Below are 23,328 nucleotides of genomic sequence, written 5' to 3' on the forward strand. Positions count from 1 at the left end.
GTAAAAAATGCTGACCATTCTCGATAAATGCGATGGGTGCTGGTTTAGCGCATAGTTTTGCCACGATTAAGTCGCATTTGTGGGGTCTGAGGCAGTGACAGCCTTGGAGGATCCGATTGGCCCGTCAGTCCATATTCCCCCAGATTAGTCGTGGGGAACGCAGTTTCATATGCGCGATGCTTGGCACCTCTGTTTTGGGGGCCATGCTCGCATGCGTGGCGGTCCTTAGCCTGTCTAACCGGACGGGCGGCACATCAATGGTGATCACTTATTGGACGTTGTTTTCAGGATGTATCGGCGGCGCTGCTGGGCTTTGGACCAGTTGCGAGCGCTGGTTTGGTCATGCAGGCGTTGGCGGTTGGTTGTCGGCGCTGTGCGGCACGCTGGTCGCAACTGGCGTTGGATCGGTGATCGGGGGCACGCTGATTTTGCCATTCTACGGCACGATGTTTGCCCCGTTCCAGCTGGTGCTGATTATCGTTCAGGACCCGATTTTGGGGTTTATCTGGCTGGGAATGCTGCTGTGCTCGCATGTTTTGCTGAAGCAATGGCGCATCGAGCGTGACAGCATTTTTGCGACGGGCAGTTCCGCCGCATATTGATCCGCAACGGTTTCACGCAAAACGCATTTCCTACAAAAAAGGGCCGCATAACGCGGCCCCATTGATTAGTCTTTTTCGCGGAAGTGTTTGCTGGCCTTGATCTGATCCCAGGCCCACACAACTTCGGACAATTGTTCTTCTTGGCTGCGGTCCCCACCGTTCATGTCGGGGTGCAGAACCTTGATCAACACTTTGTATTGCTTGCGAATCTGCGGCTTGGACATCGTATCCTTCGCCTCAAGAATCTCGATTGCACGACGTTCGGTCGGGGGCAAGCGGCGCGTATTGCCGGCCTTGGCGTTACGGCCGGGGTTCTGGGTGGCATTCTGGCCCAAGACCTGATGCGGATCATCAACGCCCAAGCGCGCCCAAGCCCGTTCTTCCTCGGACCGTTTGAACGGCTTTGTCGGACGTTCCCAGACCTTGTCTTTGGCTTGCTGCGCCATCAGTTCGGCTTCTGATGTACCGTCAAAGAAATTCCACTTGAGGTTGTATTCACGCACGTGTGCCTGACAGAACCACAAATAATCATCCATCGTATCCGGCGATTTCGGCGCACGGAATTTTGCTTCTTCTTGGCAGCCATCATGCTCGCACACGCGTTGCGAGGTCTCTGATGCGCCTGACATGCCCCGTCGGCCGCGCGGATTTTTCTTCTTCGCGCTGGAGACGGACATATCAAAACCAAAGGGATCGTCTTTTTTCACGTCACAGGACTCCTTGTCGACTCGAGGTGCAGACAATAGACCTTTGAGTTCAAGATAGAAGAGGTTGAAGGTAAAATAATGGGGCTTGAAGTCGAAATAGTTGAGGCGATCAAAACGAAACTCAAACCAGTTGATTTTCAGGTAATCAACGAAAGCCACCTGCACGCAGGGCATTCCGGCGATGACGGGTCCGGTGAAAGCCACTGGAAGATCGTGCTGGATGCCCCTGATTTAGCAGACAAATCACGGCTAGCGCGGCACCGCGCAGTGCACGCAGCATTAGGGCCCGACATCATCGGGCGTCTACACGCACTGGCGATAACGTTTCGTTAATCAGTCTACTTTAATGTAGGCTCTGTCCGGCCATGTGGTGAGGGTGTGTTCACCCGCATCATGTGATCGGGCTTTGGCATTGGTGCTGCAGGCGGTGGTGCGACGGGTGCAACAGCGGGGGCGTGTGCGGCCACAGGCATTGGTGCGACGGGCGTCGGTGCAATCGGCGTTTCCATGACTGGGGCGGCGGTTGTATGCTCTGGCGCGGCGACAGGCGATGTTGTCACGACCTGTTTGCGGAACACCATCATGTTCTGGAACACGGTTGTGCGTCCGGTAAATCCGGTGCGTTCCTCTGAAGGCAGTGTGTCGGTGCGAACATATTCCCAGCCGTCAGCGCCATATTCGTTCATGATGCTTTGCAGCGCATGGGCAAAACGGTCTTCGGCGGTTTTCACCCCCTTCGCCTTGATCCCTTTTTTTGGTGCAGGCACCACAGCGTATTCATATGACATTAACCGACCTCTGATGTGTTTGTGGCCCTATAGCAGTGGCGATGCGAACCGCCAAGGGGACCGCAGGGCATCGGCGCCATCGTGCCCCAGATGCCGTGACGGAAGATCGCGTTTTAGGTAAATATACGGATAATCGCCGAGCCAAGCAGCAGAAAATAGCCAATGCGCAGGCAAATGTCGTCAATCAGACGCCAGTTCGAGACGCGGGTTTCAGCATTTTGCCGCAGTTCTTTGGCAATATCGCTCAGCGCGCTTTGCCGACCGTCGTGCGATTGGCGCTGCGTGATGCCTTCGATCCGCGACAGGGTTTTCTTGCGCAGATTCATTGAAAACGTCGGGACTGCCAGAATGGCGATTCCGAGGGTCGATGCGATATTCAGGCATCGCGCGAGTGTGAAAAAGGTGTCGGCGGTCTCGTTCAAATCAAGACGCAAAGTTCGTCGTCAGGCCGATCTGCTGCGTCGTAAGGGGTGATTTTCACCCGTTTGCCGCAAGCATGAAAGTACCGTGACCAGGATTCGACCTCTGGCAATGCGCCTGTTGCCGCTTCCATTTTCGAGATGTGGGATTGCGATAATCCCGACCGCGCAGCCAGTTCGATCTGGGTTAATCCGGCCTGTTTGCGCAGTGACCGGAACAATAACGCGAGTTCACGTTTGGTGTCGTTCCGGCTGTAAGACGTTGCCAGATCAGGGTTTTCTGCGAGAAGAATGTCTTTGAGGACGGTCATGTCATGTCTCCCGAGTTGGATTAACAAGCTTGCGGTGACGGATCGTGAGGCGCATCGCATTGTTGCATTTACCGGTGGTCGTAATCGCCCCATGCAGCATCACAGGGGGCGGGGTGGCAGATTTCAGGTCGCTGGACACCACCAGCGCGAAACCCCGACAGGACGGGATCGTAATCGCGAAAACTTCATATCTGTCGGCCACAAGACCGCACCGTTCGCTAAGGTAGGGGTCATTGAAACCCAACTCCTCTTCCAGCATCAGAACGTTCTCTTTACAGGTGTCAGAGAGCCGCCGGATACTATCTATTAACTCAGTTTCAAAACCCGGTGGGGCGATGACGAGTCTGTCCTTATGCTTTCGATATATATCTGGGTGCATATGAAGTCAAGTATATATTGCGGGCCGGCTGGCGGGCACGAGGCCCGTCACAGCCCCAATTTCGCGGCAACCAGCTTGTTCACTGCCGCCGGATTCGCCTTGCCGCCCGTCGCTTTCATAACCTGTCCCACGAAGAAACCGATCAGTTTCGGGTTCACCTTGGCCTTTTCGACCTGCGCGGGGTTGGCGGCGATGATCTCGTCCACCGCGGCCTCGATGGCACCTGTGTCGGTGACCTGCTCCATGCCTTCGGTCGCGACAATTTCCTCGGGATCGCGGTCTGAGGTGTAGGCGATTTCAAAGACATCCTTGGCAATCTTGCCGCTGATTTTGTCGGATTTGATCAAGCCGACGATCTGGCCCAAACGCGCCGCTGAAATCGGGCTATCAGTCACGTCTTTGTCGTCTTTCTTAAGACGTCCGAACAATTCGTTAATAACCCAGTTCGCGGCCAATTTACCGTCGCGGCCTTCGGCCACAGCCTCAAAGAACGCGGCATTATCGACGTCAGCAGTCAGCACAGAGGCGTCATATTCGGACAGGCCAAAGTCAGCCATGAAACGGGTCTTCTTGGCGTCTGGCAGTTCTGGCAATTTCGAGGCTAGATCATCCACCCAATCCTGTTCAATCACCAACGGCAGCAAGTCTGGATCAGGGAAGTAACGGTAATCATGCGCTTCTTCCTTCGACCGCATCGACCGCGTTTCGTTCTTGTCCGGATCGTACAGACGTGTTTCCTGAACAACCTCTTTGCCGTCCTCGACCAGCGCAATCTGACGCCGCGCTTCGACGTCAATCGCAGCTTGGATGAACCGCATCGAGTTCATGTTCTTGATCTCGCAACGGGTGCCGAGATGGGAAAAGTCCTGTGTTTCCTGATACTTCTCGTATTGACCCGGGCGACAGATCGACACGTTCACGTCAGCCCGCAGGTTGCCGTTTTGCATGTTGCCGTCGCATGTGCCGAGGTAGCGCAGGATTTGACGCAGCTTAGACACATAGGCGGCGGCCTCTTCGGGGCCACGAATATCGGGGCGCGATACGATTTCCATCAGCGCCACACCAGTGCGGTTCAGGTCCACAAAGGACATGTTCGGGTCCATGTCATGGACGGACTTCCCAGCGTCTTGTTCAAGGTGAATACGCTCGATCCGCACGTTACGGGCAACACCATTGCCAAGCTCGACCAGCACCTCGCCTTCGCCGACAATCGGGTGGTAAAGTTGCGAGATCTGATAACCCTGCGGCAAGTCAGGGTAGAAATAGTTTTTGCGGTCAAATGCAGAGAACAAATTGATCTCGGCCTTCAGCCCCAGACCCGTGCGGACCGCCTGTGCGACGCATTCTTCGTTAATGACCGGTAGCATGCCGGGCATGCCCGCATCCACAAACGCCACGTTGCTGTTTGGCTCTGCACCGAACAAGGTCGAGGCGCCTGAAAACAGCTTGGCCTTGGTCGCGACCTGCGCGTGGACCTCTAACCCGATGACAAGTTCCCAGTCATGTTTCGCACCAGCGATCACTTTGGGGGCAGGGGTCGTATAAGTCAGGTCCAACATGGGGTCTCTCCGTCAGGGTCTATGCGCGTTCTAAGTCAGGGGGCAGTCAGGGACAAGAGCGGGCGCACATTCGCGTAGCTTTGTAAAAGGCACTTGCCAAGATACGGCTTGGCGGGGCAAATTTTGGCGCATGATGAAAGCCACGACAATTCTGGGGGGAATTCTGGCGATATGTGTGGGGGCCGCTGCGGTGGCCGAAACGCCTGTCAGGCCGACTTCCCGCGACGATGTAGCCACAATGCAGGCAGAGGCCGCGACTATGCGCCTCGCCGGGTTTCGTGTCCGCGAGCGCCCCGACTACATGATCCGGTATCCGGCTCTAGTGGAATCGGGTGATCCGTCTGTGCGTCCCGTGGCGCGTTCGCGATTTTTACCAAACACCCGTTGGGACCACAAAGCAGGATCCGATCTATGGACACGTGCGGCGATGACAGCCGTGAGCGGTCATGGCGAAGGCCTCGATTCGCTTGTGCCGCGTGACATCGACAAGTGGTGTCCCGCCTACGAAGACAACGGCCCCGCAAAAAGACAGGCGTTCTGGGTTGGCGTCATGTCCGCACTCGCCAAACACGAAAGCACCTATAATCCGCGTGCGGTCGGCGGCGGTGATCGGTGGTACGGTTTGCTGCAAATTTACCCAGACACGGCGCGGCGCTACGGCTGTTTTGCGCGGACTGGCGAAGCACTTAAAGACCCCGAAGACAACCTGTCCTGTGCCGCCCGGATCATGAACGTGACAGTCGCCCGCGATAATGCAATCGCATTGCGCGACGGACGGTGGCGTGGGATCGCAGCCGATTGGGGGCCGATGTCGAACCGTGCCAAAACGTCAGAAATGATCGCATGGATCAACCGCCAAAGCTATTGCCAGCCAACGGTTAACATCCGCCCGCAATCCCGTCCCGAAACAAATTTGCTGGCCACGGTGTCAACAATGACGGTCCCAACGGCAGATTGAATCGCAACACTCGGGCTTCTTTGACTTCTTCCAAATCCCCGCCGGAGGCTCCCGCACTCTCACTGCACGCGACGGTGATGTTATCCCAGCCGTGGCAAAAGTGGCCGTGATACCGCCCGCATATCAATCTCGGGCCTTTGCGTTTCACCTAGTAACAGCGTCGCCTCGCGCAAAATCACGATCCCGTCTTCTGCTGACTTCGGCAGATCGCGCCCTGCAATATGAGGTCCGACGGTGATTTGAAACGGCTGTCGATCTTTGTTCAGGGTCTCGTGGAACAGTGTGATGTCGCGTAGCGTCGGGTGAATCTTATCGAAAAGATAAAACAGGGCAGAGTTCCGCGCACGGATATTAACCGGAATTACCGGTAGATCGAATTTACGGGCAAGCATTGCGGCGGACGCCATCCAAGGCCGTTCCCACAACCGCAAGCCACGACGTTTCGCCAATCTACCAGAGGGGAAAATGACGCCCAAGCGGCCCTCGTCCGTCGCTTTGCGCACAAATTGCATGGTCTCGCGCGCCGACTCTCGGCTGCGCTTTTCAGGCCGCCATTCCACGGGGCAAATCATATCTGACATCTGCGGCAAAATCCGTAGAATGTCTTTGTCTGCAAAGAAGTAGGCGTCCGGACGCCGCTGCGCTATCACGTGGTTCAGGATAATTCCGTCCGCGATCCCTGTCGGGTGGTTTGCGACGATCAAGGCGGGATCGTCGGTTGGCAGGTGCCCTAGGCCTGCGACCTCGACATGCTGTGCAAGGCGTCGGCCCATTGCCGTCATGATCTCGCGCGAGGTCGCATGCTGCATCGTTTCGGCCAGTGCCACCGTCTTTTCGTAGCTCAAAGCGTGGTCGAGGGTGCGTTGCGCAACGCGCGTCAGGGCCGTCTGGTTGGTTAACCATGGCGCGCGTTCATGAATCAGCGGATCAATACGGTGTCTCATGTCATTATAGATGTGATGCAACCGTAACGTTTAAATGACATCACGCGATTTGATGGCGATTATCCGCTGGCCAAGATGCGCGTCACCATTTCCATCGTATCGCGTGACAAGTTCGGCGTCGCAGCGATCCGATCCAACGCGGCCCGCATTTTGGCTTGGCGGTCCGTGTCGTAGCGGCGGAAGCTGTCGAATGCCGTCACAACACGCGCGGTTGTTTGCGGGTTGATCGGGTCCAGCTTGATCAGCCAATCCGCTAGCAATTCATAGCCGCTGCCGTCCGCGCGGTGGAAGCCTGCGGCATGGCGCGAGAATGCGCCGAACACGGCCCTGAAACGGTTCGGGTTCTTGAGGTTGAAATCGGGATGTTGGCTTAGCTTTTTCACAATCGCGACTGTGTTTTCTGGCGCGCTCAACGCCACTTGAAGGCCGAACCATTTGTCCATCACCAAGCGATCATCGCGCCATTGCGCTGCGAAATCCGCTGATGCCTTTTCACCGTGACCATTCCAAAGCAGGGCAGACAGAGCGCCTATTTGTTGGGTCATGTTGTCCGCAGTTTCAAACAAAGCTGTCGCTTGTTTACCCGCATCAACGCGCGTCAGTAGTCCCAAAATCGCATTCGCGAGGCTGCGTTTTCCTGCGGATATTGCGTCCGGCGAATACGGCCCAGACACGGACATTGCGGCATAAAGACTGGCAAGGTGATCTTGCAAATGCAGCGCCAGCGCATGTTTCAACGTCTGATGCGCCAAGTGGATCGCATCGGGATCAGGCACATGACCTGCGCTGTGTAGCGATTGCGCCGTTTCGCCTTGCGACGGGAACGACAGCAAAAACGCGCGAAAGGCGGGGTCCAGTGTGTTGTCGCGCACCGCTGTTAACATCGCGTCCAGATATGCTGTGTCCGGTGGGGTGCCGTCCGTCACCATGCGGCACAATAATTCCGACACCAAAACGCGGCCCGCGTCCCAGCGGTTAAACGGGTCACTGTCGTGTCCCAGCAAAATCGCCCGATCCGCATTGGATAAGGGCTGGGTCAGGATGATTGGCGCAGTAAAGCCGCGGTTGATCGACAGGATTGGGCGATCAGCCAATCCCGTGACGGTGATCGACGCGCCGGAGGCATCAAGCACGAACAGTTGTTCCGCCTGCACCTTACAGCCATCACGACCAATCAAAGCATAGCGCAGCGGGATCACACGCGCAGGCCAATCATCACGGCCAGCAGCGCGGATCGTTTGGGCGAGGTGTATCGTCAGCGTACCATTGTCGTTCCAATCCTCTGTTACAGTCACATGTGGCGTACCTGGATCAGTCCACCAGCGGGCGAACTGGGTCAGGTCCGTGTCCATCACAGCCTCAAAACACGCACGGAAATTCTCGATCGTGGCCGCATCCCCATCATGGCGGTCGAAATACAGATCTAGCGCTGCCTTATATACCGCATCACCCGCGAGGGTGTGCAGCATGCCGATGATCTCGGCTCCTTTTTCATATACCGTAGAGGTGTAGAAATTGTTAATCTCGGAAAAACTTGACGGACGCGGCGGATGGGCCAAGGGGCCAGCGTCTTCGCGGAATTGCGCGGCGCGCAGGGTAATCGCGTCGTCGATCCGTTTGACGGGGGCAGATCGCATGTCGGATGTGAACTGCTGATCACGGTAAACGGTCAGCCCTTCTTTCAGGCATAGCTGGAACCAATCACGGCAGGTAATCCGGTTGCCTGTCCAGTTATGAAAATACTCGTGGGCAATGATCGCCTCGATGCGTTCAAAGTCCGCATCGGTCGATGTCTCGGGTGACGCCAAAACGCAGCTTGAGTTGAAAATGTTCAAGCCTTTGTTCTCCATCGCGCCCATATTAAAGTCATCGACAGCGACGATGTTGAAAATGTCCAAGTCGTATTCGCGCCCGTAGGTCTGTTCGTCCCACGTCATAGACCGCTGCAACGCGCCCATGCCAAAGGCGCATTTCGTCTCGTAGGACCGGGGCGGACATAGATGTTCAGGTCCACTTGGCGGCCTGACATTGTGGTAAACGAACCGGGGTGCGCGACCAGATTTCCGGCGACTAGCGCGAACAAATACGCGGGCTTTGGCCATGGGTCGTGCCATTCCGCCCAGCCGTCGCCTGATGCTTGCGGATTACCGTTGGACAATAGCACGGGGTAGTCGCCCTCAACACGCACGGTGAAGACGGCCATCACGTCGGGGCGGTCGGGGTAATAAGTGATCTTGCGAAACCCTTCGGCCTCGCATTGGGTGCAGAACATGCCGCCGGACATGTATAACCCTTCGAGTGCGGTGTTGGTTTGCGGCGAAATCACCACTTCGGCTTCCCAAATAAACGGCGCGTCAGGGACGGGGCAGGTCAAGCCATCGTCCGTGAGGGTCGGCGTCACGCTGGTCCCGTCGATTTTCGCCGCGATCAATGTCAATTCAGCGCCGTGTAAAAAGAACGTCTTGTCCTGCGCATCAGGGTTCGGTCGAAACGCAATCCGGCTGATGACGCGCGTCTCGGTCGGGTGCAGGTGGAACGTGAGATGCACATCGTCGATCAGATACGCAGGAGGCGTGTAATCCGCGAGATAGATCGTTTGCGGGGCGGAATGTGTCATCACGTAGCCTTTTATTGAACCAATGGCGGTGCCAAACGTTGATTAACCAATCGTCGTGTTGAAAACGAAAGGAAATCCCATGTCTGCACCTGAAACCAATATCGAGAAGCAAGCCAAAAAGCACAAGGGACCACTGGCCGGAATGGCGGGTGTACTGGTGTTCGTTGGGGTGCTTTTGGCGGCCTTCGTTATCTGGACCGTGTATAACGCCGACACACCAGAAGGCGCTGAAACGCAGATCGACAGTCGTACCGGAACCGAAGTCGAAGTGGATGACGGCCCCGAGATCGAGACCGGTCTCGAAGGTATCGTCGCGCCGGTCGAGCAATAATAACTGTCATAAAACGGTGGTACGGCGAAAGTGCAGGGCGGGAATTGCTGCCCTCAACATTGGTCAATAGATTTGACCGCTCTTGTTGCCTATAGGAAACTTTTGCCGTACCCGTGTCCTAACGTATTGCTACGGCGTCGCGCCGCATACAAAGAAGGGACCACACATGACTGCTTATATTGACCGTGATGGATTGCAGGTAGACCCTGTACTCGCTGATTTCATTGAACAAAAAGCGTTGCCTGATACAGGCATTGCGCCGGATGTGTTTTGGGCGGGCCTGTCTGAATTGATCCATGACCTCGGGCCGAAAAACCGTGCGCTGTTGGAAAAGCGTGAAGCGCTGCAAGAGCAAATTGACGGTTGGCACGTCGCAAATCGTGGTCAAGATCATGATCCTGTCGCTTATAAGGCTTTCTTAACGGATATCGGATATCTGGTTCCTGAAGGGCCTGCTTTCGCGATTGAAACCAAAGACGTTGACCCTGAAATTGCCGCGATTCCCGGCCCGCAACTTGTTGTGCCGATCATGAATGCGCGGTTCGCTCTGAACGCGGCAAATGCCCGTTGGGGTAGCCTGTACGATGCGCTTTACGGCACCGATGCGCTGGGCAGCACGGCGCCAAAGGGTGGCTACGACGCGGAACACGGCGCTAAAGCGATTGCTTGGGGCCGTAAACATTTGGACGACGTCGCGCCGCTGACCGACGGGTCTTGGGCTGACATCACGGACCTGTCTGTTGAAGACGGCGTTTTGGTGCCTGCGTTGAAAGATCCAAAGCAGTTCGTTGGCGGCAATGCTGACGAGGCTGGCCTGACTGACGTCTTCTTGCGGGCAAATGGCTTGCTGATAGGTGTCATTATCGATCCGACTTCCGACATCGGTAAAACCGACAAGGCTGGCATCGCGGATATCATGCTGGAAAGCGCGATCTCGGTGATTATGGACTGCGAAGATTCCGTCGCCGCCGTTGATGGCGAAGACAAGGTTATCGCCTATACTAACTGGCTGGGGCTGATGAACGGCACGCTGTCCGAAACTGTGACCAAGGGCGGTGAAACCTTCGAGCGCGTGTTGAACGACGATATCGGTTTCACGGGCACAAAAGGCCATGAAATCCGTTACAAAGGCCGCGCGCTGATGTTGATCCGGAACGTTGGCCACCTGATGACAAATCCGGCAATTCTGGACCGCGACGGCAACGAAGCGGGCGAGGGGCTGATGGACGCGATGATCACCACAATGATCGCGATCCACGACCTGAAACGTCAAGGCGGCAACACCGTCACTGGCTCTGTTTACGTCGTGAAACCTAAAATGCACGGCCCAGAAGAAGTCGCCTTCGCAGACGAGATTTTCACAGCCGTCGAAAAAGCGCTAAGCCTGCCACAGAACACCGTAAAGCTCGGCATCATGGACGAGGAGCGCCGCACGTCCGCGAACCTCAAGGAATGTATCCGCGCTGCAAAATCGCGGGTCGCTTTCATCAACACAGGCTTCCTTGACCGGACGGGTGATGAAATTCACACATCCATGGAAGCTGGCGCAATGGTGCCAAAAGGTGAAATGAAATCATCGGCTTGGATCACGTCTTACGAAGATCGTAACGTTGATATCGGTCTTGCGTGCGGGCTTCAGGGCAAGGCGCAGATCGGTAAGGGCATGTGGGCGATGCCGGATCGCATGGCTGAAATGCTCGAAGCTAAGGTCGGTCATCCGCTGTCCGGTGCAAACTGCGCGTGGGTGCCGTCGCCGACTGCCGCGACATTGCACGCGACGCATTACCACAAAATCGACGTTTTGGCGAAGCAACGCGAGCTAAAGGCTGGCGGCCCGCGTGGTACGCTGGACGATCTTCTGACGATCCCTGTAGCACGTGGCGCGAATTGGTCCGAAGACGAAATTACCCGCGAAATCGAGAACAACGCCCAAGGGATCCTTGGTTACGTTGTGCGCTGGATTGATGCGGGCGTCGGCTGTTCCAAGGTGCCTGACATCAACGATGTAGGCCTGATGGAAGACCGCGCGACGTGCCGGATTTCGTCGCAAGCTTTGGCAAATTGGCTGCATCACGACGTAATCACCCAAGAGCAGGTGATGGCAGGCATGCAGAAAATGGCCGCTGTTGTTGACCGCCAAAACGCCAGTGATGCGACCTACATTCCTATGGCGCCGAACTTTGACACAGTGGCCTTCCAAGCTGCCTGTGATCTGGTGTTCCAAGGCCGCGTGCAGCCATCCGGCTACACCGAACCTGTCCTGCACCGCCGCCGTCAGGAATTCAAAGCACAATCTTAATGTGATACATAAAGAGGAGGCCGCAAGTGGCTGAAATTACTATTGATAACGCCCGCACGATCATCGCATCGACCATCGCCAAAGGACAGGAAATGGGGCTCAAGCCTTTGTCCGTTGTGGTGCTTGATGCGGGTGGTCATGTCAAAGCGTTTGAACGCGAAGATGGTGCCGCACCGGGACGTTTCGCGATTGCCCACGGCAAGGCCTATGGCTGCGTGATGCTGGGTATGACCGGCACTGCGCAAATGGCGCGTGCCGAGCAGCAAGCGTATTTTATGAACGCGGTGAACGGCGCGTTTGGCGGCCAAGTTGTGCCAGTGCCAGGTGGCGTGATTGTGCGTGACAACGATGGAGCCGTGATCGGCGCTGTTGGCGTGACGGGCGACACCAGCGACAACGATCTCGAAGCCGCACTGGCTGGGATCGCGGCAGCTGGGCTTAAAGGCGACGGATAACGCATAACATTACCCTCGTCCGTTTATAGTGGGCGGGGGGCACCGAGAGCGTCCAACATGATGCTCAAGATACGGGTTAAAACGCGAGTTGATCGCGACACTGTAAAGGCCCAGTTCGTGGCCTGCTTAATCAATGATCTTAACGCCTATCTTTTGCAGTTGTGCGATTTTGACATCGGCACTGTGTATCCGTGAGGGTTTTCAAGGATCGTGGCCACGCTATACTTGGCGCGACCCCGAAATTACTTGAAAGCCTATCATGTCTCGCCCCGTTATCGGCATCATTGCCAACGCACATACCATTAACGAAGATTACCACGTGCAAGCAGCGGGCGACTTAAACCTCCAAGCAGTCTGCGAAGCCGCTGGTGGCATCCCGATGATTGTCCCCGCGAACCCTGACTTGTTCGAGGTCCAAGAGCTGCAAGCGTGCTGTGCGGGCTTTGTGTTCACAGGGGGCCGCCCAAACGTGCATCCCGAAGAATACGGCGAAGTCGAAACCGCCGCTCACGGTACATTTGATCGCCAGCGCGACCGTCTTGTGTTGCCGCTGATCCGCGCTTGCGTTGATGCGGGCCAGCCGATTATGGGGATCTGTCGTGGTTTCCAAGAAGTGAACGTCGCTTTTGGTGGCTCGCTTTATCCCGAAATCCGCGATTTGCCGGGCCGTGATAACCACCGGATGCCCCCTGACGGGACCATCGAGGAAAAGTTCGCGCTGCGCCACGAAATCACATTTGGCGAGAACGGTCCGTTCCACAAATTGATGGGCGCGCAAAAAGTCATGACCAATTCGCTGCACGGGCAGGGAATCAAGCGGGCAGGTGATCGCATTGTGGTTGATGGCTACGCTCCAGACGGCACGCCAGAGGCGATTTTTGTCAAAGACGCGCCCGGATTTACCTATTCTGTGCAGTGGCATCCTGAATGGCGGGCGTCTGATGATCCTGTTTCGCGACCCCTGTTTTCGGCTTTTGGCGACGCATGTCGCGCTTGGGTTGCGGGTCGTCAGGAATTTCTTTTGAAATCAGCCTAGAGTTGCGAGCAGGTGCTGCGAAAAAATCATTTTTCCCCCTAGTTAGACTTTAGTCATAGTGTTCAAATAGTATCAGCGCTCCCTTCCTATGTGTATGTTATTGAGTGAATTGTTGGGGGAGCGCGTAACCTGTTGAGTAATTTTTAGCGTGTATGCGCTGAAACTTCGGACAGGTGTGCATCAGTTGGCGGTCCCTAACACCAACAGCTGATGCACGCTTGGATCTGACACCAAATGGTTTGCCCCAATTCCCCGTCTTGATCATCACCTGCGCCCACGTTACTTGGGGTTTGCGGGACGACCTGCGCTTTCCTTTTTATTCCGGGACGACCCGGACGTGAGCTAAGGAGGTCTAAGCCATGGCTTGGATCCAACTCGTTATCGCCGGATTTTTGGAAATCGTCTGGGCGTACTTCATGAAGAAATCCGCAGGCTTCACGTTGCTGGTGCCGAGTACCATCACGATGATCACGATGGCTGCCAGTTTTGTATTACTGTCGCTTGCGATGCGGTCGTTGCCGTTGGGCACGGCCTACACGATCTGGACGGGTATCGGGGCTGTTGGAGCGTTCGTCGTTGGCGTCGTACTGCTGGGCGAATCCGCATCGCCGCTGCGTATTCTTGCGGCCCTGTTGATCATCGCGGGCATCGTGTTGATGAAAGTTTCCAGCCCATCCGCCTAAATCATCTGCATCCATAAAAAAGGCCGCCCCCGAGCAGAAGGGCGGCCTTTGATTTGCGAATGCAGGGACGTTTATTTCGTCCGCAGCATCTGCGATTCATGTTTCTTCAGCGAACGGCGCGCCGTGCGGCCATAGCCGTTTGGTGCGCTGCGCAATGCTGGGAACAACGTGAACAACTCTTCGCGGGCAACGTCTGTCACACCGTTGAGACCTAACTCGCCCGGGTGGAAACTTTCCGATGCCGCACCTTCCGCATAGATCACTTCGTGTTCGTCGAACATCATGTGAATGTATGTGACCATGCCGCCTTCTTCACGTGTGACCATTTTGTCATCGATCAGGTGGATCGCTGGCATCAGGACTTCGCTTTCGCCGAACAACAGTTCCGCACGGTAGCCTTGGAACAGCATGCGGTGCTGTGGGGATACCAACAGATCGCGTTCCAGACCCGTCACAACACCCGGACGCAAGCGCACTGGCGCAAAGCGGTCGGTCGCAGGTACGGTGCGTTCCTGAATCCAGCGGATCGGCTGCATGCCGTGGTCGCGCGTCAGAACCATGTCGCCAATGCCAAGGGTCTCGATCGGGCGTGACCCTTGCGGTGTGGCGATGTTGGTGCCCGGGGTGAAACAGATGACCTGCTCGATACCCGAAAAGTTCAGGATTGTGCCGTCGTCCAGTGTCACCGAGCCAGAAAACGTTTCGTTGCCGCTGGCGTTGATGCCGTCGGACACTTTGACCAGTGAGGACAGATCAGCCTGATCGCCCATGCGGAGAATGTCGCCGCCAGTACCAGCAGCACCGTTCACGGGCGTTTCATCGTCGTCGCCGCCGACGATGGTGATTACACCATTTGTCGTCTCGCCAAGGTCGATGAACGAAAAGATATCGTCGCCCGCGCCGCCGTCCACACTATCGCCTTCAGCGAAATAGATGGTGTCATTGCCCGCACCTGCGTCAATCGTATCAGCACCGTCGTTGCCAAAGATGAAGTCGTTGCCAGCGCCCGTCGACACAGAATCGTCACCTACGCCGCCAAAGATCACGTCGTCACCAGCGCCTGTGATGATTTCTTCGACGCCTGTGAACGACAGGGTGTCCGCACCTTGTGCGATGGTGCCAGCCTCGTCGCCCGAGAACACCACAGTCACATCATCGGTCAGACCAGAGCCGTCGAGGATGTCCGTATCGGCGCCGCCAGTATCTTCGCCCGCGTCGATGGTGTCGTTTCCGAAACCGTCGTTCAGGATGATTGTATCGTCGTCTTGACCCGCGTTGATCACGTCGTCGCCAGCGCCGCTAGTGATCACGTCTTTGCCAGCGCCTGAATTCACGGTGATGCCAGCAGAATCGCCGGACAGGTCAATCGCGTCCGCTTTATCAGTGCCGACCACGGCTTCGATTTCGCTGAACGTGCCGTCAGAGCCGGCAGTGCCAACCTGATACGTTGCCGCTTCGTCGCCTGTGAACGTCACGTTGACGCCAGTTGCCGAGACACCACCGCCAAGCACAGCCGAACTGAAGTCAACGGTGTCAGTGTCGCCATTGCCCGTGTCTTCGCCGCCGATGATTGTGTCGGTGCCGTCAGCTTGGCCGATTGTGAAGACGTCGTCGCCTGCTTCGCCATAAAGCGTGTCGTCGCCGCTGCCACCGTTGATGGTGTCATTGCCTGTGCCGCCGTAGACAACATCGTCCCCGTCTGCTGCAAAGATATTATCATTGCCGCCGTGCGCTTCGATCAAGTCGTCATTGCCAGTGTCACCAGCTAAAATAGCGTCGTCGTTGTCAACGATATCGCCGTCTGGGTCGCCAGTGTAAGCGCCGTTGATCAGGTCGTCGCCTGCGGTGCCGGACACCGTGCCATCGGGCAGGGGGATGCCGAGGGCTTGCAGGTAGAACGGATCGTTCGCGGCGGATGCGGAAATCCCGTCCAGCGTGATGCTTTCGCCATTCGGGAACGTCAGAACCGCGTTACCGTTACCATCGGCGGACACAACCACGTCGTTTGTGTTCACGGGCGTGCGTGTCGCGTCGCCTTCTGGCGCGTCGTATAAGTCAGTCACGTCCAGCGTGTCGCCGCTTGTGTACGTGCCGTCAGAGTTCAGCGTCGGCGCGTCAAAGTTTTTGACGATGTCGTCGCCAAAGTCGTCCTGCAGGACAACAACGTCGTCAAAGCCGTCAGGATTGCCCGCGCTGTTGCTACCAAGGTCGATCTGGTCGTTACCAGCGCCCGCGTTGATCGTATCGGCACCAGTGCCCAAGTCAACGATATCGTCGCCGCTAGAGCCCGTGACGCTATCCGCGCCCGCACCCAGAACGAACTCTTCGATCTCGCTAAAGGTCGCGGTGTCGGTGCCGTTGGAAATCGTACCGGATTCCGGTGTGGACAGGTTCAACGTCACGTCCTGCGTCATCTGCGATGCGTCCAGCACGTCAACGTCTGCGTTGCCTGTGTCCGCGCCACCGTTGATGGTGTCGTCGCCAAAGTTGTTGTTCAGACCTATGGTGTCATTGCCAGTACCCGCATCGATGGTGTCATCGCCGCTGCCGCCGATGATCACGTCATTGCCCGCGCCTGTGTTCACAGACACGCCAGCGGTATCGAGCGTTGCGTCGATCTTGTCCGCATTTGCGGTGCCGACGATGGCCTCGATCTCGTTGAATTTGCCGTTCGATCCGGTTGAACCGACTTGGTAAGTCGCAGCCTCGTCGCCAGAATACGTGACAGTGACGCCGCTACTGCCAGACACGCCCGCGAAGTCCACCGTATCAAAGTCAGTGCCGCCTTCGCCGCCGGAAATGCGATCGGTGCCATCAGAATCGCCAACAAAGAATGTGTCTTTGTCATCGCCGCCATAAAGCGCGTCATCGCCTTGGCCTGCAAAAATAGTATCAGCGCCCGCACCACCGTAAACGGTGTCGTCGCCCGCGTCGCCGTAAAGCGTATCAACACCTGCATCACCGTACAAAGTGTCATTGCCTGTGCCGCCGAACAACGTGTCGCGGCCATTGCCACCGTATACTTCGTCATGTCCGTCGCCGGCATAGACAGTGTCAGAGCCACCGTTTGCTTCGATCAAGTCATCGTTGGCACTGTCGCCGGTCAGGAATGCGTCATCGTTGTCAACGTAGTCGCCATTCGGATCGCCTTCGTAATCGCTATCGATCAGATCACCGCCATTGGTGCCGGAAACCGTGCCGTCACGCGCGATCACATCGCCGAAGGACATGTTATCAATGCCGATGATGCCGTTGTTGTTTGTCGTATTCGATCCGTCTTCGTAATAGATTTTGAACGAGCCGACAGGACCCGCAATCTTTACAAAAATAGAGGACTGGTTATCGCCGTTAGTATTGTTGTTGCTTGCCTCGATAACAAGAACACCATTCGATCCATTGCTTTCTACGACATGGCCGCGGCTTGTGGTCGTATATGTAATCGCAATTGGATTGCCCGCCGGATCAAACGCTTCGACGCGAATTTGGTCGTCCCAATTGCCAGAGGCTTGGTCGATGTCGAATAGGGTAAACGCCACATCTTCGACGGAGTTGGAAAATTCAACTTCAAGCGCGGATTCGCCGAACGGATCAAAGTCGCTACCTTTAAGGCCCACGCCATCGCGGCCCCATGATGAGGCCCCCAATGAATTTGCGGTAAACGTCGCTTGAGTTTGGACGCCGTTGTCGCCTGTTAACGTTTGGGTGGTAGAGCTTCGTGGGATTGTAATATTTGTCATGGTTTAATCTCTAGGTCTGAATGCATTGGCGCTATGCCGGCGGGGGGCTGAAAATGGCTATGCGGTAATCCTAGAACGCTCCCTTTGTGAGATCGCGGCGTGCGCTGACGAAATCAACGACGTTGTTTTTCAAAAATTGGCTATTCAAATGTGGGGAAACTAAGGTGCGGTCGGCTGACGCATCGGAAACTGGTTCGTCGAGATTAACTGCGTCGCGGCGGACGTGTTGTGCGCTAACAGACAAAACGGTCGCACCCCAAAAAGTACCACCTAACCCTTTATAAACACTGTCTAACATTGAAACACTCCAGCCGCATAAAATCGGACAATTGTCCTTGTGCCGGACCCGATAATAATTCGGATTTCGACTTCGTTGAAGTTTAGTAACCACAACGCATGGCAAAACTGAGTGTGAACAGCGGCGTAAATAAGAAAGACTTAGACAACTTTGTGTCAAATTTCTTATTTACGCGCTTTGTCAGGTCGTCGGTGAAGACGACGGGTCGCGACGTTACAAGATCAGGTTAAAAGTCTTGATCAGGGGCAGGGATGTGGCACGTGTGCCGGTCAGGTCGAACAAGGCGTTGCCCAAGGCTGGCATTGATGGTGGCGTGCCCGGTTCGCCCGCGCCGCCAATCGCGTGACCCGTTTCCAAAATCGCGACTTCGAAGTCAGGCGTGTTGTGCATCCGCAGCGCGTCGTAGTCAGGGAAATTCCACTGATCCGCCGCCCCATCCACAAAACTGATCTCGCCCTGTGCCGCCGCTGACATGCCGTAAATCGCGCCAGAAATCATCTGCGCCTCGATGATGCTTGGGTCTAACGCCGTGCCGACATCGCAAGCGATCCAGCATTTGTTAATCCGGATAGCGCCGTCTTCGTCCACTACTTCGACGATTTCCGCGACAGGCGTGCCGAATGAATAGGTGAACCCGATACCGCGCCCGACACCGTCCGGCGTTTGTCCGGTCCAGTTCGCCATTTCACCGACTTTGGCGATCACAGCGGCCGAGGCTGCATGTTCTTTCGCCGCCAAATTCAGGCGGAATTTCAACGGGTCAGCACCCGCAGCATTTGCCATTTCGTCAATGAAGGTATCGAAAAAGAACCCGTTGAATGACGCGCTCACGGACCGCCAGAAGCCGATCGGCACGTCCAGATCAGTCAAATGTCCGGTCAGGCGAAAGTTTTCGATTCCGTAAGGTTGGTCTGCCGCCCCTTCAACATGCGCGCGATCAGGGCCGGGGGGGACTTGGCCGACCATGCGGAATGTGGATTGATGCGTGACCGACGGGGCTGCGATTTTGCCGTGCAGGAGAACCGCTTCGCCATCTTTGACCACGCCACGAAAAGACGCCGCCGCTGCGGGGCGGTAAAAGTCGTGGCGCATGTCTTCTTCGCGGGTCCACGTCAGTTTTATCGGGGTGTCGGGGTATTGCTTTGCGATTTGGGCGGCTTGCACGGCGGCATCCGATTCAGTGCGTCTGCCAAAACCGCCGCCCATATACATGGTGTTCACCGTGACTTGCTCCGGCGTCAGACCGACAACAGCCGCGCATTTTTCCTGCATCAAGATCGGCGCTTGAGCGCCCGACCAGATGGTTAACGCGTCATTTGCATAGAGGGCTGTCGTGGTCATCGGCTCCATCGTGGCGTGGGCCAGCCATGGCACGCTATAGCCTGCGGTGATTTCTGTGCCGTCGATTGCGGCATCCACATCGCCGTCATCGCGGGTCGTGCTATTGGGTTCAGACGAGAGTGACGCGGTGATCGCATCGCGCATTGCGTCAGATGTCGCGGGGTAGCTCGCTGCTTCCCACGCGATCTCGACCATCTCGGCGGCTTGAAACGCCAGCCAAGTATTCGACGCCACAACTGCGATCCCGTCACCGAGGTCAAGCACGTTATCCACGCCGTCCATCTCTAACGCGGCGGATGCGTCAAACGACACCATACCGCTGCGGGCAGGGTTAAACCGGACCGTCGCGAATTTCGCGCCTTCCAGTGGCACGTCGGTCGCATAGGTCGCGGTGCCTGTGGATTTCGCAACCATGTCGGTGCGCGGCATCGGGGTGCCTAGTTTGGTCCATTCAGACTTTGCGCGCAGGTCAACGCTGGGCGGATCAATCTGTGCGGCATCAGCGGCCAAATCAATATAAGACAGTTTTTCACCATCTGCGGCGATCACATGTCCGTTTTCCGTCGTCAACGTGCTGACATCAACATCCCAACGTTTCGCCGCCGCGAGTTTGAGCGTCTCACGCGCAGTCGCACCCGCTTCGCGCATGCGTGTGTACCCATCACGCGATGACGACGAGCCGCCGGTGACTTGTAGGTTCAGCAATTTGCCAACCTGACCAAGGTTATCGCGCACGCCTGTCATGAATTCAGAATCGGCGTAAATATGGTAGGGCAGGGCAACACCCAGAAGCGCACTGTTATAATACGCCTGCGCAGGTGGACCGTGCATCACGCGCACATCGTCCCAATTCAGATCCATTTCTTCGGCGACCAATGCGGCCAGCGTCGTTTGAATCCCCTGACCCATTTCAGCGCGGGGCGTGATGATCGTGACACCGTCAGCGTTAATCAAGATGAACGGGTTGAGCGTGCTTTCGCCGTTCGCTGTGACCAGCGGATTGGGGGCGTCTTGTTTCACTTTATAAACACCAAAGGCCACGCCACCAACAAGGGCAGCAGAGCCAATCAGGAACGTGCGACGGGCGATTTTACCAATGCTTGCCATGACTTATACCTTTTTCATCTTATCAGCAGCGTCGTGAATAGCGGCCCGAATACGGGGGTAGGTGCCACAGCGGCACAGGTTGCCTTGCATCGCATCGTCAATATCTTGGTCAGTAGGGGCCGGATTATTGCTGAGCAAATCAGCGGCCTGCATGATCTGGCCCGATTGGCAGTAACCACATTGTGCGACTTGGTTATCGACCCATGCCTGTTGGATAATCGCCATATCGCCCGGCTTTCCAAGACCTTCAATCGTGGTCACATCGCCCCACACGTCGCCCAACGCAATCTGACAAGACCGCACCGCTTCGCCGTCGATATGCACCGTGCAAGCCCCGCACGCCGCGACACCGCAGCCGAATTTGGTCCCGGTCAGGCCGACTTCATCGCGTAACACCCACAACAGCGGCACATTCTCCGGCAAATCGACATCATAAGAAGTCTCGTTGATTTTCAGCGTTGTCGACATGGGGAACCCTCGTTTGCACGTATTTAATCTGCTTTAGATAAGCGCTTAAACCACATTACAAGTAGTCGGGCGCAAATGAGGCCATTCAGATCGACGCCCATCGTCATCACGCTTTGCATCAAATCGGGTCACATCAAAGACCTGCCCTTGAAGCCCCTGTCTGGCACCACTAAGACTCTGTCAGGAATTTTGAAGTAATGATGGTGACGTAACCATCCCGGAAGTGAGGCACAGCCGATGCAAGATCCAGTAGAAACCTATATGAACCTCGTGCCTATGGTCGTCGAACAGACGGCGCGCGGCGAACGCGCTTACGATATTTTCTCGCGTTTGTTGAAAGAGCGGATCATCTTTTTGAGCGGCCCCGTGCATGACGGCATGTCACAACTGGTTGTGGCGCAGCTTTTGCACCTCGAAGCTGAGAACCCGAAAAAAGAAATCTCGATGTATATCAACAGCCCAGGTGGCGTTGTGACGTCTGGCCTGTCGATCTACGACACCATGCAGTACATCAAACCAAAGGTTTCGACGCTTGTCATCGGGCAGGCGGCGTCTATGGGGTCGTTGCTGTTGACTGCTGGCGAAAAAGGCATGCGGTTCTCGCTGCCGAACAGCCGCGTTATGGTGCACCAACCATCGGGTGGCTATCAGGGTCAGGCAACTGACATCATGATCCACGCGCAAGAGACCCAAAAGCTGAAAGATCGCTTGAACCAGATCTACGTCACACACACTGGCCAGACTTTGAAAAAAGTCGAAGCAGCGCTTGAGCGTGACAACTTCATGTCGCCGGAAGAGGCGAAAGACTGGGGTTTGATCGACGAAATCGTTGCAAACCGTGCCAAAGACGACGACAGCGCGGCATAATCTACCGTCGCACGGTGGATTGTTAACGCGTCGTTAACGCCACCGTGCGATGGGCATTTTGACATTGTGGACCGGTGCGTGCTGCCTTAGACTTGGCAAAACACGCAGTTCACGGCAGCAGTATGGCCAATTGGCCAAGGGGAAGATCATGGCGAATTCGTCCAACAGCGACAGCAAAAACACCCTCTATTGTAGCTTCTGTGGCAAGAGCCAACACGAAGTACGCAAACTGATCGCGGGCCCAACCGTCTTCATTTGTGATGAATGCGTTGAGCTATGCATGGACATTATCCGTGAAGAAACCAAATCCGCTGGCCTGAAAGCCGGTGAAGGCGTGCCGACGCCCTCCGAGATTTGTGGCGTTCTGGATGACTATGTGATCGGCCAAATGCACGCCAAACGCGTGCTGTCTGTGGCGGTGCATAACCACTACAAACGTCTGAACCATGCAGATAAATCCGACATCGAATTGTCGAAATCCAACATCATGCTGATCGGACCAACCGGTTGCGGTAAAACACTGCTCGCGCAGACACTTGCCCGTATTCTGGACGTGCCATTCACCATGGCGGATGCGACGACACTGACCGAAGCAGGTTATGTCGGCGAAGACGTCGAAAACATCATTCTCAAACTGTTGCAGGCGTCCGAATATAACGTCGAACGTGCGCAGCGCGGTATCGTTTACATCGACGAAGTAGATAAAATCACACGTAAATCTGATAACCCGTCCATCACGCGCGACGTGTCGGGCGAGGGCGTGCAGCAGGCGTTGCTGAAAATCATGGAAGGCACCGTGGCTTCTGTGCCGCCGCAAGGTGGGCGTAAGCATCCGCAGCAGGAATTCCTGCAAGTGGACACGACTAACATCCTGTTCATCTGTGGTGGCGCATTCGCGGGTCTCGACAAGATTATCTCACAACGTGGTAAAGGGTCCTCGATGGGCTTTGGCGCGGAAGTAAAAGACGTTGATGAACGCGGTGTGGGCGAGGTGTTTACCGATCTCGAACCAGAAGATCTGCTGAAATTCGGCCTGATCCCTGAATTTGTCGGTCGTTTGCCTGTGATCGCAACGCTGACTGATCTGGACGAGGATGCGCTGATCATCATCCTGACCAAACCGAAAAACGCGCTGGTCAAGCAGTACCAACGTCTGTTTGAGCTTGAAAACACCAAGCTGACGTTCACCGATGACGCGCTGACCGCAATTGCGAAACGTGCGATCGAACGGAAAACAGGTGCGCGTGGGCTGCGGTCCATCATGGAAGACATCTTGCTCGACACGATGTTTGACCTGCCAGGCATGGACACAGTGACTGAAGTAGTCGTGAACGAAGAGGCCGTTGGCCCCGACGCCTCACCATTGATGATCCACGACGACGCAAAATCATCGAAAAAAGAATCCGCAACTGCGAGCTAATC

The 23,328-nt window shown here is 55.9% G+C and carries 21 protein-coding genes and 1 pseudogene; 10 read left to right on the top strand and 12 right to left on the bottom strand.

The window, feature by feature from the left end; genetic code table 11:
• The first annotated feature begins 116 nt into the window (after window positions 1-116).
• The gene (locus tag FHS72_RS12095; RefSeq protein ID WP_183529453.1) at window positions 117-602 is read left to right on the top strand and encodes a hypothetical protein; all 486 of its coding nucleotides are present in this window, start codon (window positions 117-119) and stop codon (window positions 600-602) included.
• 65 nt (window positions 603-667) lie between these two features.
• Here the strand turns inward: FHS72_RS12095 and FHS72_RS12100 are convergent, their stop codons facing one another.
• Complete coding sequence (locus FHS72_RS12100) at window positions 668-1,309, bottom strand: DnaJ domain-containing protein (RefSeq protein ID WP_183529455.1); 642 nt, start codon at window positions 1,307-1,309, stop codon at window positions 668-670.
• Between the two features lie 78 nt (window positions 1,310-1,387).
• Here FHS72_RS12100 and FHS72_RS12105 point away from each other — a divergent pair, with 78 nt between their 5' ends.
• Window positions 1,388-1,642 carry a BolA family protein gene (locus FHS72_RS12105; RefSeq protein WP_183529457.1) on the top strand — a complete coding sequence of 85 codons (255 nt, stop codon included), beginning with the start codon at window positions 1,388-1,390 and terminating at the stop codon, window positions 1,640-1,642.
• Window positions 1,643-1,647: 5 nt separating this feature from the next.
• Here the strand turns inward: FHS72_RS12105 and FHS72_RS12110 are convergent, their stop codons facing one another.
• The 5 genes from FHS72_RS12110 to gatB form a co-directional block, all read right to left on the bottom strand.
• Window positions 1,648-2,097 carry a DUF4177 domain-containing protein gene (locus tag FHS72_RS12110; protein ID WP_183529459.1) on the bottom strand — a complete coding sequence of 150 codons (450 nt, stop codon included), beginning with the start codon at window positions 2,095-2,097 and terminating at the stop codon, window positions 1,648-1,650.
• Between the two features lie 113 nt (window positions 2,098-2,210).
• Window positions 2,211-2,519: a hypothetical protein gene (locus tag FHS72_RS12115; RefSeq protein ID WP_183529461.1), complete on the bottom strand. Its 309-nt coding sequence runs from the start codon at window positions 2,517-2,519 to the stop codon at window positions 2,211-2,213.
• Window positions 2,516-2,827, bottom strand: coding sequence for a helix-turn-helix domain-containing protein (locus FHS72_RS12120; RefSeq protein ID WP_183529463.1), 312 nt, complete (start codon window positions 2,825-2,827; stop codon window positions 2,516-2,518). The genes FHS72_RS12115 and FHS72_RS12120 overlap by 4 nt, the downstream gene beginning before the upstream one ends.
• A 1-nt stretch (window position 2,828) precedes the next feature.
• Window positions 2,829-3,086, bottom strand: coding sequence for a hypothetical protein (locus tag FHS72_RS12125; protein ID WP_183529465.1), 258 nt, complete (start codon window positions 3,084-3,086; stop codon window positions 2,829-2,831).
• 167 nt (window positions 3,087-3,253) lie between these two features.
• Window positions 3,254-4,765, bottom strand: a complete 1,512-nt coding sequence (gene gatB, locus FHS72_RS12130) for an Asp-tRNA(Asn)/Glu-tRNA(Gln) amidotransferase subunit GatB (RefSeq protein ID WP_183529467.1) — start codon at window positions 4,763-4,765, stop codon at window positions 3,254-3,256.
• A 130-nt stretch (window positions 4,766-4,895) separates the two neighbouring features.
• Here gatB and FHS72_RS12135 point away from each other — a divergent pair, with 130 nt between their 5' ends.
• Window positions 4,896-5,723 carry a transglycosylase SLT domain-containing protein gene (locus FHS72_RS12135; RefSeq protein ID WP_183529469.1) on the top strand — a complete coding sequence of 276 codons (828 nt, stop codon included), beginning with the start codon at window positions 4,896-4,898 and terminating at the stop codon, window positions 5,721-5,723.
• Between the two features lie 80 nt (window positions 5,724-5,803).
• Here the strand turns inward: FHS72_RS12135 and FHS72_RS12140 are convergent, their stop codons facing one another.
• Together FHS72_RS12140 and pepN are read right to left on the bottom strand one after the other, a co-directional pair.
• Entirely contained in the window at window positions 5,804-6,667 is an 864-nt protein-coding gene (locus tag FHS72_RS12140) for a 1-acyl-sn-glycerol-3-phosphate acyltransferase (RefSeq protein WP_183529471.1), read from the bottom strand.
• A gap of 59 nt (window positions 6,668-6,726) precedes the next feature.
• Window positions 6,727-9,284 (bottom strand): annotated as a pseudogene (gene pepN / locus FHS72_RS12145) (aminopeptidase N).
• A gap of 79 nt (window positions 9,285-9,363) precedes the next feature.
• On the opposite strand from pepN, the gene FHS72_RS12150 reads away from it, so the two are divergent.
• The 5 genes from FHS72_RS12150 (at window position 9,364) to FHS72_RS12170 (ending at window position 14,088) form a co-directional block, all read left to right on the top strand.
• A complete protein-coding gene (locus FHS72_RS12150) occupies window positions 9,364-9,615 on the top strand; it encodes a hypothetical protein (RefSeq protein ID WP_183529473.1) in 252 nt (83 codons plus the stop codon).
• Window positions 9,616-9,781: 166 nt separating this feature from the next.
• Entirely contained in the window at window positions 9,782-11,914 is a 2,133-nt protein-coding gene (locus FHS72_RS12155; RefSeq protein ID WP_183529475.1) for a malate synthase G, read from the top strand.
• Between the two features lie 26 nt (window positions 11,915-11,940).
• Window positions 11,941-12,369, top strand: a complete 429-nt coding sequence (locus FHS72_RS12160; protein ID WP_183529477.1) for a heme-binding protein — start codon at window positions 11,941-11,943, stop codon at window positions 12,367-12,369.
• Window positions 12,370-12,628: 259 nt separating this feature from the next.
• A complete protein-coding gene (locus tag FHS72_RS12165; protein ID WP_183529479.1) occupies window positions 12,629-13,405 on the top strand; it encodes a gamma-glutamyl-gamma-aminobutyrate hydrolase family protein in 777 nt (258 codons plus the stop codon).
• A gap of 359 nt (window positions 13,406-13,764) precedes the next feature.
• Window positions 13,765-14,088, top strand: a complete 324-nt coding sequence (locus tag FHS72_RS12170) for a DMT family transporter (RefSeq protein ID WP_183529481.1) — start codon at window positions 13,765-13,767, stop codon at window positions 14,086-14,088.
• Between the two features lie 71 nt (window positions 14,089-14,159).
• Here the strand turns inward: FHS72_RS12170 and FHS72_RS12175 are convergent, their stop codons facing one another.
• The 4 genes from FHS72_RS12175 to FHS72_RS12190 all read right to left on the bottom strand — a co-directional run bounded on the left by FHS72_RS12175 (window position 14,160) and on the right by FHS72_RS12190 (window position 21,039).
• A complete protein-coding gene (locus FHS72_RS12175) occupies window positions 14,160-17,825 on the bottom strand; it encodes a Hint domain-containing protein (protein WP_183529482.1) in 3,666 nt (1,221 codons plus the stop codon).
• 70 nt (window positions 17,826-17,895) lie between these two features.
• Window positions 17,896-18,123, bottom strand: a complete 228-nt coding sequence (locus tag FHS72_RS12180) for a hypothetical protein (RefSeq protein ID WP_183529484.1) — start codon at window positions 18,121-18,123, stop codon at window positions 17,896-17,898.
• 213 nt (window positions 18,124-18,336) lie between these two features.
• A complete protein-coding gene (locus tag FHS72_RS12185; protein WP_183529486.1) occupies window positions 18,337-20,571 on the bottom strand; it encodes a xanthine dehydrogenase family protein molybdopterin-binding subunit in 2,235 nt (744 codons plus the stop codon).
• Between the two features lie 3 nt (window positions 20,572-20,574).
• Window positions 20,575-21,039: a (2Fe-2S)-binding protein gene (locus FHS72_RS12190; RefSeq protein WP_183529488.1), complete on the bottom strand. Its 465-nt coding sequence runs from the start codon at window positions 21,037-21,039 to the stop codon at window positions 20,575-20,577.
• Between the two features lie 237 nt (window positions 21,040-21,276).
• Here FHS72_RS12190 and FHS72_RS12195 point away from each other — a divergent pair, with 237 nt between their 5' ends.
• Together FHS72_RS12195 and clpX are read left to right on the top strand one after the other, a co-directional pair.
• Complete coding sequence (locus tag FHS72_RS12195) at window positions 21,277-21,906, top strand: ATP-dependent Clp protease proteolytic subunit (protein WP_183529490.1); 630 nt, start codon at window positions 21,277-21,279, stop codon at window positions 21,904-21,906.
• Window positions 21,907-22,054: 148 nt separating this feature from the next.
• Window positions 22,055-23,326 carry an ATP-dependent Clp protease ATP-binding subunit ClpX gene (gene clpX, locus FHS72_RS12200; RefSeq protein WP_183529492.1) on the top strand — a complete coding sequence of 424 codons (1,272 nt, stop codon included), beginning with the start codon at window positions 22,055-22,057 and terminating at the stop codon, window positions 23,324-23,326.
• Window positions 23,327-23,328: the final 2 nt, after the last annotated feature.

It is taken from the genome of Yoonia ponticola (assembly GCF_014199395.1).
Lineage (GTDB): Bacteria > Pseudomonadota > Alphaproteobacteria > Rhodobacterales > Rhodobacteraceae > Yoonia > Yoonia ponticola.

What these genes read in the sequence shown, in the direction of transcription:
- FHS72_RS12185 (WP_183529486.1), bottom strand. Translation starts at nt 20,571, where the DNA reads ATGGCAAGCATTGGTAAAATCGCCCGTCGCACGTTCCTGATTGGCTCT.
- FHS72_RS12120 (WP_183529463.1), bottom strand. Translation starts at nt 2,827, where the DNA reads ATGACCGTCCTCAAAGACATTCTTCTCGCAGAAAACCCTGATCTGGCA.
- FHS72_RS12110 (WP_183529459.1), bottom strand. Translation starts at nt 2,097, where the DNA reads ATGTCATATGAATACGCTGTGGTGCCTGCACCAAAAAAAGGGATCAAG.
- FHS72_RS12165 (WP_183529479.1), top strand. Translation starts at nt 12,629, where the DNA reads ATGTCTCGCCCCGTTATCGGCATCATTGCCAACGCACATACCATTAAC.
- FHS72_RS12125 (WP_183529465.1), bottom strand. Translation starts at nt 3,086, where the DNA reads ATGCTGGAAGAGGAGTTGGGTTTCAATGACCCCTACCTTAGCGAACGG.
- FHS72_RS12190 (WP_183529488.1), bottom strand. Translation starts at nt 21,039, where the DNA reads ATGTCGACAACGCTGAAAATCAACGAGACTTCTTATGATGTCGATTTG.
- FHS72_RS12135 (WP_183529469.1), top strand. Translation starts at nt 4,896, where the DNA reads ATGATGAAAGCCACGACAATTCTGGGGGGAATTCTGGCGATATGTGTG.
- FHS72_RS12155 (WP_183529475.1), top strand. Translation starts at nt 9,782, where the DNA reads ATGACTGCTTATATTGACCGTGATGGATTGCAGGTAGACCCTGTACTC.
- FHS72_RS12195 (WP_183529490.1), top strand. Translation starts at nt 21,277, where the DNA reads ATGCAAGATCCAGTAGAAACCTATATGAACCTCGTGCCTATGGTCGTC.
- FHS72_RS12180 (WP_183529484.1), bottom strand. Translation starts at nt 18,123, where the DNA reads ATGTTAGACAGTGTTTATAAAGGGTTAGGTGGTACTTTTTGGGGTGCG.
- gatB (WP_183529467.1), bottom strand. Translation starts at nt 4,765, where the DNA reads ATGTTGGACCTGACTTATACGACCCCTGCCCCCAAAGTGATCGCTGGT.
- FHS72_RS12140 (WP_183529471.1), bottom strand. Translation starts at nt 6,667, where the DNA reads ATGAGACACCGTATTGATCCGCTGATTCATGAACGCGCGCCATGGTTA.
- clpX (WP_183529492.1), top strand. Translation starts at nt 22,055, where the DNA reads ATGGCGAATTCGTCCAACAGCGACAGCAAAAACACCCTCTATTGTAGC.
- FHS72_RS12105 (WP_183529457.1), top strand. Translation starts at nt 1,388, where the DNA reads ATGGGGCTTGAAGTCGAAATAGTTGAGGCGATCAAAACGAAACTCAAA.
- FHS72_RS12175 (WP_183529482.1), bottom strand. Translation starts at nt 17,825, where the DNA reads ATGACAAATATTACAATCCCACGAAGCTCTACCACCCAAACGTTAACA.
- FHS72_RS12150 (WP_183529473.1), top strand. Translation starts at nt 9,364, where the DNA reads ATGTCTGCACCTGAAACCAATATCGAGAAGCAAGCCAAAAAGCACAAG.
- FHS72_RS12170 (WP_183529481.1), top strand. Translation starts at nt 13,765, where the DNA reads ATGGCTTGGATCCAACTCGTTATCGCCGGATTTTTGGAAATCGTCTGG.